Raw genomic sequence first — 11,959 nt, forward strand, 5'->3', positions numbered from 1 at the left:
CGACGGCCCGTCGGTCCGTACCGCAGTCCTTCACCTGTCTCACGCGGCCGGCAGCACGCCTGCCGGCTCTGATGCCTTGATCACTGACGGCGGGACCCGCCCCGGCGGGAGCGCGGAGGCCACCAGCCGGTACAGCCGCATGCCCTCAGCACGGAGGTTCCGTGCTGCATTCACGTCCCGGTCGTGTGCCGCACCGCACTCCGCGCACGTCCACTCCCGCACGGACACGTCGAGTGAGGGCCCCTTCGCGTGGCAGTCGGAACACCGCCGCGTCGACGGAAAGAATCGGTCCACGATCACCAGTGTCCGCCCGTACCAGGCGCACTTGTACCGCAGCTGACGGAGCAGTTCGCCCCACGCCGCGTCGATGATCGACCGACTCAGCTGGGCCTTCCGGCGACGGCCATGTCCGACGGCTGGACGCAGCAGATTCATGATGGCCAGGTCTTCCACCGCGAGCACTTGGTTCTCGCGCACGAGGCGGGTGGTCAGCTGGTCCAGCATGTCTCTGCGTGTATCGCCGATCAGGGCGTACAGCCGGGCGATACGCTCCCGGGCCTTTCCTCGGTTCTTCGATCCCTTCATCTTGCGGTGCAGCCCTCGCTGCAGCCGCGCCAGCTCCTTTTCATACTTCTTCAGCAGCCGTGGATGATCCACCTTCGTTCCGTCGTCCAGCGTCACCAGCGCCGCGAGGCCCAGGTCGATCCCAACGGCTTTCGGCGCACGTCCGCCCGGTACGAACACGACGGGCAGGGGCTCGATCCGCTCCTCCACCAGCACCGCGAGGAAATACCTGCCTGCCCGGTCCCGCGTCACCGACAGCTTCACCGGCGCCGCTCCGACAGGCAACGGCCGCGACCATCGCACGTTCAGCGGCGCCGTCTGCTTCGCCAGCGTGACCAGCCCCGTGCCGGGGCGCTCCGGGTCCTCGACCCACCGGAAGCCGGTCCGCACGTAAGTCGCCGAATCTTGTGACCGGTGCTTCCTCTTCCGCTGCGGACGCTTTGCCAACTGCTTGAAGAATCGGGTGAACGCTCCGTCCAGGTGTCGCAACGACTGCTGAAGCACGGTCGATGACACTTCACGCAGCCAGGACGTCTCCGACGCCTGCCGCCACCCCGTCAAGGCCCGACACGACTCGGCGAACCCCACCGAAACGCGATGCCGATCCCAGGCGTCCGCCCGCAGCGCCAGCCCCTCGTTGTAGACCCAGCGGCAGGCCCCGAAGGTCTTCTCCAGCTGCTCGGCCTGTGCGGGAGTCGGGTAGAAGCGGTACCGGTAAACGCGTTGCTGCGTGCCGGTCTCCTTGGCTCGGCTCTTCATAGCGGTCGCCGCCCGACCTTGATGCTTCTTGCGGTCAGCGATGCCCAGGGCCTCGCGCTTGATGCGCTTGGCCTCGTCACCCGTCACTTGTATCGGCTGGTCAGCCGTGGCCGTCATGGCACTCCCCCTACTGTCCGATCTCCGGATCAGCACGTCAGTGTTCTTAACGCACGGGTGCTCGGGTGGTTATGGGGTGGGCGGAACTTCCTGGATCGGCGGGTGGGGCGCTGTGTAGAGTGAGGGCTCGCGCGCGTGCTCGTTCCATCGCGTGCGATGCCGCCTTAGCTCAGTTGGCTAGAGCAATTGATTTGTAATCAATAGGTCGTCGGTTCGAATCCGACAGGCGGCTCAACTCCCAGGTTGGCGCCGAGCTGACCTGGGCTTTTTCTTATGTCGAACCGGCCTGGGCCTTGGGCAGGAAGCTCGGATCCTGCCGGAGATCCGAAGGTTCGCGATAGTGAACCTCGGCCGTCTCCATGGCTCGCGCGACGTGGACGTTCTCCGGTCGGTCGTCCACGAAGGGGCACCGCTCCGGTGTGGCGCCCACTCGCGCGGCCGCGATGTCGTAGATCTCCCGGCCCGGCTCGGCGGCGCCCACGCGGGTGCTGCTGACAACGTGGTGAGCCAGCAGTGGCCATCGGTCCAGGTGTCGCCGTCGCCGGCGTCCGCCGCTGCGGGCAGACCGCCGCGGGCGAACTCGGGCCACGCCGGTTATGCCCTGCGGTGTCACGGCCAGTTCCATAGACCCGCTCGGTCCTCAAACTCACTCGCTCGGTGCAGCCGCCCTGGCCCGCTTCTGCTGTCGACGTCGGCGTCGGCGTCGGCGAAGAGGAGCGTGGGCTCGGCCAAAATGTCCCTGGCGGCCTCGCTCTTGTAGACACGGGGAGGGATCGGGCGTCATGTCAAGCGTGGCCGCAAGACTCTGATCAGCGGAAACAGAATCCACGGCACCGTCCGGCACCACCCGGGATAATCTCGCAGGCCCCTTGTAATGCGTAGGTCATCGGTTCGAATCAGATAGGGGGCTCTGAGAAACCCCAGGTCACATAGCCCGTGACCTGGGGTTTCTGCTGTTCCGGGGCTGGACTGCTTGATGGCCGAGGCGCGGCGGCAGGGCCTGCGTGAGCGGTGCGTGAGCGGAGCCGCTCAGGGGCCCTTACTTCATGGTGTCGATGCGAGCGGCCATCCGCTCGCCCGCGGCGGCGTCCGCGCTCGCCGTCCGCGTCGGCAACTCCGCGTCGATGGCTGTGACCGCGTCGTCGACCTGCGCGTGCTGTGCGTCCATCCGGTCCATCAGCTCCGGGTTGAGCGTCGCCCGCTCACGCAGCAGCGGAAAGAGCAGCTCGTCCTCACCGGTGTGGTGCGTGTGGAGGAAGGTCAGCATCTCCCGGGCGTGCGCACCGATGACCTTGGATCGCCCACGGTCGCCGGCCGCGGCGCGGAACAACCGGGGAAGTTGACCGAACTCGCGCCTCAGGACACGGTGGATCAGCACCATCTCGTGTGTGTCGACACCGGGCCCGGAAGCACTCACCGTGACTCCCCGACGGTCGCGGCGTTCCGGATGGCTTCACGTGCCGTGATCGCCGGTCGGCCGAGGAGCCTGACCAGGTCGTCGCTGTCGGTGAACAGCTCGGGTCCGTCGCCGCTCCGCCTGCCGCCGCTGACGGGCCGGCGCCACCGTGCACTCTCCCTGCGGTCGCCCCTGCCTACGGGGCCAGCCTGAAGGTCCGGCACACATCCGGGTCCCCGAGTCTGGCGAAGAGCACGGTGTGTCCGTCCTCCTTGCCTACGAGGAGCTCGGTGACGGTCGCGCCCCGGGCGCCCGGGTCGGGGCCGCTGAAGGCGAGTCCGACCTTGCCGTCCTCTCCCGGCCGGTTCAGCAGCTTCCAGATCCCACTGCCGTCGAACGTGGGGACATCCTCTGTCAGGATCTCGGGGCCGTCCTCCTTGGGCCAGCTCTCCACGGAGAACGTGACCGACGTGCCGCCGACGGCGGTGAGGTCGAGGCGTGCCCCGTGGGGGCCGGAGTAGCTCCCGTACAGATCGGCCTGGCTGACCTCCGCCGACGGCGCCGGTCCGCACCCGGCCGCGTCGCTGATGCTGGAACATCCGGCCAGCAGCGAGCCGGTCACGGCTGCGAGGGTCAGAGCCAGGGTGAGGGACGGGCCGGCCGGCCTCGCCCGGCGGCCTGTGCGTGGGGGCTGTGCGTGGGGGTTCACTGGTGTGCGGCTGACGGTCGGGCGGCAGCCTGATGGCGCTCGCGGTGGCGGGCCACCGCGTCGTTGTTGGCGCAGCGCACCGAGCAGTAGGTGCGGCGTCCGTTGCGGGAGGTGTCGACGAATGCCAGGCGGCAGTCGCGGCGGGCGCAGCGGCCCAGTCGGTCGGCGTCGGCGGAGCACACGACGTAGGCGAGCCCGGCTGCGGTGATGGCCCGGATGTGGGTGGCGGCGTCGGCGCCGGTGGCGCTGTAGTGCAGGTGGGGGCGGCCATCGTGCAGGGAGATCCTGGGGCTGCTGGAGGCTTCGGCGAGCAGGGTGTTGACCGTCTGGCACCGCTCTTCGAGGTCCTGCCGCCCGAAGCACGCGGCCAGGCGCCGGCTCCATGTCCAGATCGTCTCGGCCTGCGTGGCGGTGAGCGTGCGGTGCACCACGCCGTGTGCGGCGAGGAGTGGTTCCAGGTACTCGGGTGGCTGTGGTGCGGTCAGGTTGACCAGATCTGCGGCCAGCCGGGCGGCCTCGCCGCCGTAATGGTCGAAGTGCATGGGGTCATTACATCACTGGGCAGCTTCGGGGCGGTATCGGGGCGGTAGAGGTGCTGGATGCCGTTCGATGTAATGGTTGAAGTGGTTTAGGGCGTGACGTCATGTTGGGGGCATGACTTCCGCATCCACGGCCCCGTCGTCGGGCGACCGCTGCCCCGTCTGCCATGAGCCGACTGCGGCGGAGACGCGGTGGTGGACGCTGAGGTCCCGCCACCGCACATCCGAGGGCGAGGTCGAGTACTGCGTCGGTGGCTGCGGCTGTCTCGTCGTCCTGGTCGACGGTGAGATGGTCAAGTGCCTGCGAGGCGTGGTCCGGGCGGACGGACCGGGGCTGTGAGCGCGCTTCGGAGCTGAGGGGGCTACGAATCCGAGCGCAGGCCCAGCGCGCTGTGCTGCGCCGCGGCTGCGGGGAGATCGTTTCCTCCTGGCGTCGCGGCGTGCAATTCCCGGAAGCGGGCGTGGAGTTCGGTGGCGGGCTCGCCAAGGATGATCGCGCTGATGATCAGTTCCATCATCAGGCAGTCGTACGCGTCGCCCGTCCTCCGGTACCGCTCCGGATCCGTCTCCACCGCGGCGGAGACGATCCTCCTGCCCCCGCCGGCCACGGGAGCGAACGACACCTCGTAGATGCCGCGACCGGTCCAGCTCCGGTGCAGGAAGAGGACATCGCCCTCGACGAAGGCGTTCCACTTCTGGTCCATGTCCTGGGCTCGGTATCCGTGCCGGATCCGTTCCCAGTCCTCTTCGGTCCAGACGCGGTCCGGCAACGTGGACACCGGACCTGCCGTGCTGATCGGTTGGAGACGGCGGCGGAACGACTCGCGGGTGGTCGGGGCATCGTCAGACATGGCGTGATCCTAGAGCTGTGCCACGCGCAGGCGACAGCGGTACGGGCTCCACCAGGGCCGGGATACCCGCCGCCGGGGTGCGGTCGTGGGTGTGTGAGGGTGGCTCCGGCCGAGTCACTTACGTACATGGGGGGTTGTCGTGAGCCAGGTGCTCTATGGCGAGCGGTCCTGGAATCCGCTCGCACAGACCGTGGAGTTGACCGAGGAAGGGCTGCGCAGGGGCGGCCGGACCACGCCGATGGGTGAGCTGAACCTCGGCGCCATGGCGGAGGCGTACGGGCGCGGGGTCTGGCTCGGTGGTGGTGGGGCCGAGCGGGCGCTCGACCGGATTCCGGAGGGGACCGGGGTCGTCCCGCTGACCCGCGTCACCGGCACCACGATCCCGGTGAGGGCGCGTCGGGCCGCCGAGTTCGCCCGCGCGCTCGGCGAGTTGGCGGTACGGCTGTGCGGCGGGCCCGAGCAGGTGGCCGCGCTGTCGGCACGGGCGGAGGCGGAGGGCGTTCCGCTGTGGATCGCGCGGAGGTTCGCGGACGGGCCCGCCGGGCCGGTCGCCGTCGCCGTGGACCGGCGGCTGGTGCGCGTCGACGTGTGGGGGCCGCACGCCCCCGCCGTCCGCATCCGCGCGCCCCACGGGTTCCAGGGCGAGGTGCCCGAGCCGTCCCAGGGCCTCCTCCTGACCGTCGGCGACGCCACGGCGGAGCTCGTACTGAAGAAGAAGCTGCGCAAGTCCAAGAGCGTGGTCGAGGTGCGGCTCGCCGGGGTGCACTGGGTGCTGCGCCGGGAGAACGCGACGAGCTCGTGGCTGCTGCGCGGTGATCAGCGTGTCGCCCTGCTGACGCGGCCCCCGCGCCGGCCGGCCCGCACGCCGGACACGGTTCTGCGGCCACTGTCCCCGGTGCGCCACGAGAGCGCGGACCCGCTCGACGCGGTCATGGCGCATCTCTTCGCCGCCGCCTTCGGGATAGGCGACACGACCGGGACCGCGCGGTTCCGGTCGGAGCGGCAGTCGGGGAGCGGCGGTGAGCCGATCGCCACCGACGGTTCCTGGGACCGCCCCTGGTTCAGCAACCTCGGCAACGGCGGTGACGACAACGAGCCCGGCGGCGGCGACGGCTGGGGCGCGGACGGCGGCGACGGCGGGGACTCCGGTGGCGGCGACGGTGGCGGTGGTGACGGCGGGGGCGGCGACGGTGGCGGGGGCGACTGACGGTGGCGGGGGCGCTGAGGGGGCGGTGACGGTGGCGGGTGGCCGAGGGTTGTCCCGTAGTCCCTGGTGGTTCAGCGCGCGGCGCCGGGTGGTGCGCGGCCTCGTCGGGAGACGAGGCCGCCTGACACCGCTATGACTGGAGGCGCTTGCCGACCAGCTTCTCGTAGCGCGCGCGGCGCTCCTTCGCGTCGTCACCCGCTGCGGCGAGGTCCGATTCCCACTCCCGCTTGATTCTTTCCAGGTAGCGCTCCCAGCCGCCGCTCGAATCCTCGGCCATGTCCCGCAGGTCCACGTAGCGTTCGTTCTTGCTGAGGCCGCCGGAGCCGATTTTGTCCCCCTTGTGGCCGTGCAGGATGGACTCCGGGTTCGAGGTGGCCTCGGTGGAACGGAAGTCGTGTTCGTAGCCGACCGGGCTGTCGGCGTGCGGCGCGATGGTCTCGACGCCGATCTGGAGGGAGCCGTCCTTCTCCATGGTCGGGCGGTGGTAGACCAGCAGGACGTGGCCGTACGAGCCGTTCGGCAGGACCATCGCGCCGTTCCAGTCCTTGGAGCCGAGTCCGCCGCCGGAGATGTCCTGGCCCCACAGCTTCGGCCGGGCGGCACCGACGGCGAGCTTGTTCGTGAGGGACGCCGCGACGCCTCCCTTCTCCTTGAACTTGCCTTGCTTTTCGCCCTTGTTGGGGCCGATGTCGGTGCGGTGGGTGGCGAAGCCCCGTTCGGACACGTGCTCCGCGGTCTCCCCCTTGGCGGCGTCCTTGGTCGCGCCCAGGAAGTGCGGCAGCCAGTAGGCGGGATCGTCCTTCGCGCTCAGCGCGGGGATACGCACGTTGACGCGGCCGCCATGGGACAGCGCACGGATGACGTCCTGCGCGTGGTCCTTCACGTGCTTGTCCTGCTTCGCGTCGTAGAGCTGAAGCCCATGGCGCAGGATGAGCAGGATCTTGGTGAGCATTTCGCGGCCCTGAGCGTCCTTCCCGGCGTAGTCGGGCGCCTTCTTCCCGTCCTTGCCCACCGGAGTGCCCTCCGCCGGGACGGAACCGCCGTGCAGGCGCCCGGGGGCTATGCCCGCCGGGTGGAGCGTGTCGACGGCGGTGTCGCGGATCTGCTGGTTGCGCTCCTCTTCCAGCTCCTCCCGCTTCTCCCGCTTCTTCGGGTCGGTGCCGGGTGTCTTGGTGAGCATGAATCTGCCGAGCGTGTAGGCCGGGTTCGTCGGTGGGCGGACGTGCGGGTCGCGAGGCTTGTTGATGGCCAGCGTCGCGATGAGTACGCGCTTGCCGGGGTCCAGTTTCAACCAGTCGTCGAACCGCCCCTCGGCATAAGCCTCGGCCTCTTGGTAGGTGCCGATTCCCACGTCCTTCAGCCACTTCGCATTGACCGCGGACAACTGCATGATGTCCTTCAGATCGTCGTCGCTGAACGTCTCACCCTGCATCACCCGGCGCTCCAGGGTCTTCCGCAGCCGGGCGGGCCCCTTGACCATCCACTGCTCGGGCCACCAGGTGCCGGGCGCGAAGATGTTCGCCTTGGAATCCGTCTGGGTCGTGTGCTGCTCGATCGACTGACTGAGCCGGGCGATGATCTCCTTGCCCTTCGGGTCCTTTTCCTGTGCCGGTGTGGCGGTCTCGACGGCCGGCTGCTCGGTGGGGCCCGTGCGCTGGACCGTGGTGGCCCCGTGCCCGCGGCGCATCATCTCCAGCACCACCTGGTTGCCGCTGCTGGCCTGTACGCCCATCAAGCCGAGGGGCGCGGTCGCGCGTACGGTCTTCTCCTGGCCGGCCGGCGCGGTGGGGCGATTCCTGTCATGGGATTTCATCGACGCCCCTCAGCCGAGACCGGTGCCCCGGAACCGGGACCAGTGCAGTGCGTTGCGTTGTACTGCCACGCTAGGGCGTCGCGTGCTTCGGCCGGCCGCCCCTCGGAGTGGTCTGCCCGGAGGGGCAGCGCGGCTGCCCCTCCGGGCCGTTGGACGTTCGGGCAGCCGAACCGGTCCCGGCCCGTCTCAGCCCCGGCCCGCCAGCCGGTCCGCGATCTTCGCGATCGGGTCGGTGCCGGCGCGGGGCGAGGTGAGTTCGCGGCGGTCGGCGGCGCGGTAGGCGGCGTACATGCTCTGGACGCCGAGCCAGCGCAGGGGTTCCGGTTCCCAGCGGCGGACCTTGTGGTTGGCCCAGGGCAGGGCGGTCAGTTCGGTGGGGCCGCCCTGCCCGGAGTCCTGCTGGATCAGGTCGCGCAGGGTGCGGGCGGCGAGGTTGGTGGTGGCGACGCCGGAGCCGACGTAGCCGCCCGCCCAGCCCAGGCCGGTGGAGCGGTCCAGGGTGACGGTGGCGCACCAGTCGCGGGGGACGCCGAGGACGCCGGACCAGGCGTGTGCGATGCGGGTGCCCGCGGTGGTGGGGAAGAGGCGGACGAGCAGGTCGCGCAGGGCCTCGATGGTGGCGGGCTGGGTACGGCCGTCGTTGTCGGTGGCCGAGCCGTAGCGGTACGGGACGCCCCGGCCGCCCAGAGCGATGCGGTCGTCGGCGGTGCGCTGGGCGTACATGTAGGCGTGGGCCATGTCGCCGAGGGTTTCGCGGCCGTTCCAGCCGATGGTCTCCCAGAGGGATTCGGGCAGCGGCTCGGTGACGATCATGGAGGAGTTCATCGGGAGCCAGGTGCGCTTCTCGCCCTTGAGACCCGCCGTGAAGCCCTCGGTGCAGCGCAGGATGTACGGGGCGCGGACCGTGCCGTAGGGGGTGACGGCGTGTTTGGGCTTGATCTCGGTGACGGGGGTCGACTCGTGGATCGTGACGCCGAGGGCCTCCACGACGTCCGCGAGGCCCTTGACGAGTTTGGCGGGATGCAGGCGGGCGCCGTGCGGGGTCCAGGTGGAGCCGATGGCTCCGTTGACCCGGACGCGCTCTGCGGTCTCGCGGGCGCCGTGCAGGGTGCGGTCGGTCTCGCCGAAGGCGATCTCCACGGAGTGGAAGTCCTTCAGGCGGGCGAGCTGCGCCGGGGTGCAGGCCACTTCGAGGACGCCGCCCCGGTGGATGTCCGCGTCGATCTTCTCCTCGTCCGCGACCCGGATGACCTCGGAGACGGTGTCGTTCATCGACCTCTGGAGCCGGACGGCCGCCTCGTGGCCGTGCAGCTTCGCGTAGCGGTCGCGGCCGGCGACGCCGTTGTAGAGCCAGCCGCCGTTGCGGCCGGAGGCGCCGTAGCCGCAGAACTTGGCTTCCAGGACGGTGATGTTGAGGAAGGGGACGGCCTTCTTGAGGTAGTACGCCGTCCAGAGGCCGGTGTATCCGCCGCCGATGATGCAGATGTCGGCGGTGGCGTCGCCGGGCAGGGGTTCGCGGGGGAGGGGGGTGCCCTGGTCCGCGTACCAGAAGGATATGCCGCCGTTGGCTGTACTGACGGTGCTCATGTTGCCCCTGCTGTCCGTGTGGCGACGCCGACTGTGCGGCGCGGTGTGGTGTGGAGTGCGCGGTGTTCTGCGTGGCTGGACGTTACTGGGCGGGGGGCGGTTTCGTCTCGTGGTGGCGGCGGGTCAGCGGATAGCAGGCGAGGCCGATGAGCGCCGCGGTGAAGTGGCCGACGTCGGTGAAGGTGGCGCCGGTGACGAGCGGGACGCCGTAGATGACGAGTACGGCGAAGAGGTACACGTACCGCCAGGGGCGCGGGATGTAGTAGGTGAGTACGGTGACGACGCCGGCGAGCGCGTAACTGACCCCGACGTCCAGGGTGTTCGCGGCGGTCTCGGGCGCGTGGCCGTGCCGGATGGCCCAGGCCAGGACGCCTTCGCTGACGAGGGTGGCGAGGATGTGCGCGGCGGCGACGACGGTGAGCCAGCGCAGCGTGCCGAGGCGGCGTTCTGCGGGGGCGTGGAAGACGGTGTAGAGCACGGCGTAGGGGATCCATTCGCCGCCGTCGATCCAGAACGCGCTGCTGATCAGGACGCGTACGGGGTTCTGGGACAGCTCATGGATGTTGGTGGAGCGCTGGCGGAGGAAGTCCTCCTCGAAGGCCGGTGACATCTGGTGGACGATGACGGTGGTGACGAAGAGGGCCAGCAGCCAGACGTAGGTGCCGGGGGCGCTGCGGATCCATGAGCCGGCGCCGCGGAGCCACGTGACGGGTGCGGGACGGGGCCGCGAGGGCGGGGCGGGGCGGCTCAGGGGCATAGTCGATTGACGCACGCTCCTACGATCGGGGGCGTGATTGACATTCCGGATGCGCTGATCGCCACACAGTCCAAGTACAACGGTGCGGCCGGGCGGGCGTTTCTCGCCGCGTTGCCGGGGATGGCCGCGGAGTTCCTGGAGCGGTGGGGGCTGCGCCGGGACGGCGAGGCGTTGTACGGGGTGTGCGCGCTGGTGCTGCCGGTGGTGCGGGTGGCGGACGGGCGCCCGGCGGCGCTGAAGTTGCAGGCGGTGGACGCGGAGACTGCGGGGGAGCCCCTCGCGCTGCGGGTGTGGGGTGCGGCCTCTGCGGGTGTGACGTCGGCGGGTGCGGCCTCTGCGGGGGCGGCGTCGGCGGGTGCGGCCTCTGCGGGGGCGGCGTCGGCGTGTGCGGCCTCTGCGGGTGCGGCGTCTGCGGGGGCGGCGTCGGCGTGTGCGGTGGAGCTGCTGGACCACGACCCGGCGACGGGGACGATGCTGCTGGAGCGGCTGGACGGACTCCGTTCCCTGTCCGGGATGGCGGATGTACGGGAGGCGGTGCGCATCATCGCGGAGCTGCTGGCCGGGCTGACGGCGGTGCGGGCTCCGGCGGGGAGCGGTCTGCGGGGACTGGCCGAGGTGTCGGCGCGGATGCTGGCGGCGGCGCCGGGGGCGGTGGGTCTGCTGGCGGACGAGGAGGAACGGCGGCTGCTGGCGGACTGCGCGGCGGCGGTGCGGGAGGTGGCGGGGGAGCAGGGGGACCGGTTGCTGCACTGGGACCTGCACTTCGGCAACGTGCTGGCCGGGCGGGACACGGGGGCGGGGGAAGAGACGCGGTGGGTGGCGATCGATCCGAAGCCGCTGGCCGGTGATCCGGGGTTCGAGCTGTTTCCGGCGCTGGTCAACCGGTTCGACGCGGACGCGGTGGAGTGGCGGTTCGATCTGCTGACGGAGGTGCTCGGTCTGGACCGGGCGCGGGCCCGTGCGTGGACGCTGGGACGGGTGCTGCAGAACGCGTGCTGGGGCGCGGAGGACGGTGCGCGGCGGCTGGATCCGGAGCAGGCCGAGATCGCGCGGCGGCTGCTGGGCCGGTAGCGGCGGGCGGCGCGGTACTGCTCCCGGCGCGGTGCCGCTTACGGCGCGGTGCGGCTTACGGCGCGGTACTGCTTACGCAGCGGTACTGCTTACGCTGCCCCCATGATTCGTACCGCTACCGCTGCCGATGTCCCCGCCATTCACGCGATGGTCCGTGAGCTGGCCGACTACGAGAAGGCGCTGCACGAGGCGAACGCCACGGAGGAGCAGTTGCGCGAGGCGCTGTTCGGTGAGCGGCCCGCGGCGTTTGCGCACATCGCGCAGGACGACGAGGACGGTGAGGTGGTCGGCTTCGCGCTGTGGTTCCTGAACTTCTCCACCTGGCGCGGTGTGCACGGCATCTACCTGGAGGACCTCTACGTGCGCCCGGAGCGACGGGGCGGCGGACACGGCAAGGCGCTGCTGGGTGAGCTGGCGCGGATCTGCGTGGAGCGCGGCTACGAGCGGCTGGAGTGGTCGGTTCTCAACTGGAACGCTCCGTCCATCGCGTTCTACGAGTCGCTGGGCGCGCGGCCCCAGGACGAGTGGACGGTGTACCGGCTGACGGACGGGGCGCTGGCGGAGCTGGGCGGGCGGTAGCGCCTCTCGT

General features: G+C 70.4%; 13 protein-coding genes and 1 tRNA gene. 5 read left to right on the forward strand and 9 right to left on the reverse strand.

Translation table 11 applies throughout. The annotated features are described in order from the left end of the window. Nucleotides 1-39: 39 nt before the first annotated feature. Complete coding sequence (locus tag ACZ601_RS30020; protein ID WP_469543875.1) at nt 40-1,440, reverse strand: RNA-guided endonuclease InsQ/TnpB family protein; 1,401 nt, start codon at nt 1,438-1,440, stop codon at nt 40-42. A gap of 158 nt (nt 1,441-1,598) precedes the next feature. Here ACZ601_RS30020 and ACZ601_RS30025 point away from each other — a divergent pair. Beyond that, nucleotides 1,599-1,672: transfer RNA gene (locus ACZ601_RS30025), tRNA-Thr, on the forward strand. A 39-nt stretch (nt 1,673-1,711) separates the two neighbouring features. Here the strand turns inward: ACZ601_RS30025 and ACZ601_RS30030 are convergent. The 4 genes from ACZ601_RS30030 to ACZ601_RS30045 form a co-directional block, all read right to left on the reverse strand. Further along, complete coding sequence (locus ACZ601_RS30030) at nt 1,712-1,921, reverse strand: hypothetical protein (RefSeq protein ID WP_469543878.1); 210 nt, start codon at nt 1,919-1,921, stop codon at nt 1,712-1,714. A gap of 558 nt (nt 1,922-2,479) precedes the next feature. Next, the gene (locus ACZ601_RS30035) at nt 2,480-2,857 is read right to left on the reverse strand and encodes a hemerythrin domain-containing protein (RefSeq protein WP_469543881.1); all 378 of its coding nucleotides are present in this window, start codon (nt 2,855-2,857) and stop codon (nt 2,480-2,482) included. A gap of 175 nt (nt 2,858-3,032) precedes the next feature. Next, nucleotides 3,033-3,458 carry a hypothetical protein gene (locus ACZ601_RS30040; protein ID WP_469543883.1) on the reverse strand — a complete coding sequence of 142 codons (426 nt, stop codon included), beginning with the start codon at nt 3,456-3,458 and terminating at the stop codon, nt 3,033-3,035. 83 nt (nt 3,459-3,541) lie between these two features. Next, a complete protein-coding gene (locus ACZ601_RS30045; protein ID WP_469543886.1) occupies nt 3,542-4,087 on the reverse strand; it encodes a CGNR zinc finger domain-containing protein in 546 nt (181 codons plus the stop codon). Nucleotides 4,088-4,199: 112 nt separating this feature from the next. Between ACZ601_RS30045 and ACZ601_RS30050 the strand changes: the two genes are divergently transcribed. Then, a complete protein-coding gene (locus ACZ601_RS30050) occupies nt 4,200-4,424 on the forward strand; it encodes a hypothetical protein (protein WP_469543889.1) in 225 nt (74 codons plus the stop codon). 22 nt (nt 4,425-4,446) lie between these two features. Here ACZ601_RS30050 and ACZ601_RS30055 read toward each other — a convergent pair whose 3' ends face one another. Then, the gene (locus ACZ601_RS30055) at nt 4,447-4,935 is read right to left on the reverse strand and encodes a hypothetical protein (RefSeq protein ID WP_469543891.1); all 489 of its coding nucleotides are present in this window, start codon (nt 4,933-4,935) and stop codon (nt 4,447-4,449) included. Nucleotides 4,936-5,074: 139 nt separating this feature from the next. Here ACZ601_RS30055 and ACZ601_RS30060 point away from each other — a divergent pair, with 139 nt between their 5' ends. Continuing rightward, nucleotides 5,075-6,142 (forward strand): hypothetical protein, encoded by a 1,068-nt coding sequence (locus ACZ601_RS30060; RefSeq protein WP_469543893.1) that lies wholly within the window; start codon nt 5,075-5,077, stop codon nt 6,140-6,142. A 130-nt stretch (nt 6,143-6,272) separates the two neighbouring features. On the opposite strand, the gene ACZ601_RS30065 is transcribed toward ACZ601_RS30060, so the two are convergent. The 3 genes from ACZ601_RS30065 to ACZ601_RS30075 all read right to left on the reverse strand — a co-directional run bounded on the left by ACZ601_RS30065 (nt 6,273) and on the right by ACZ601_RS30075 (nt 10,299). Next, complete coding sequence (locus ACZ601_RS30065; protein WP_469543896.1) at nt 6,273-7,955, reverse strand: PE-PGRS family protein; 1,683 nt, start codon at nt 7,953-7,955, stop codon at nt 6,273-6,275. A gap of 186 nt (nt 7,956-8,141) precedes the next feature. Further along, nucleotides 8,142-9,542, reverse strand: a complete 1,401-nt coding sequence (locus tag ACZ601_RS30070) for an NAD(P)/FAD-dependent oxidoreductase (RefSeq protein ID WP_469543899.1) — start codon at nt 9,540-9,542, stop codon at nt 8,142-8,144. A gap of 82 nt (nt 9,543-9,624) precedes the next feature. Next, nucleotides 9,625-10,299: a rhomboid-like protein gene (locus ACZ601_RS30075; RefSeq protein ID WP_469544022.1), complete on the reverse strand. Its 675-nt coding sequence runs from the start codon at nt 10,297-10,299 to the stop codon at nt 9,625-9,627. Between the two features lie 33 nt (nt 10,300-10,332). Here ACZ601_RS30075 and ACZ601_RS30080 point away from each other — a divergent pair, with 33 nt between their 5' ends. Both ACZ601_RS30080 and ACZ601_RS30085 read left to right on the forward strand, forming a co-directional pair. After that, nucleotides 10,333-11,370 carry an aminoglycoside phosphotransferase family protein gene (locus ACZ601_RS30080; protein WP_469543901.1) on the forward strand — a complete coding sequence of 346 codons (1,038 nt, stop codon included), beginning with the start codon at nt 10,333-10,335 and terminating at the stop codon, nt 11,368-11,370. 102 nt (nt 11,371-11,472) lie between these two features. After that, complete coding sequence (locus ACZ601_RS30085) at nt 11,473-11,949, forward strand: GNAT family N-acetyltransferase (RefSeq protein WP_469543904.1); 477 nt, start codon at nt 11,473-11,475, stop codon at nt 11,947-11,949. The last annotated feature ends 10 nt before the right edge of the window (nt 11,950-11,959 follow it).

It is taken from the genome of Streptomyces sp. NPDC104307, assembly GCF_055584045.1.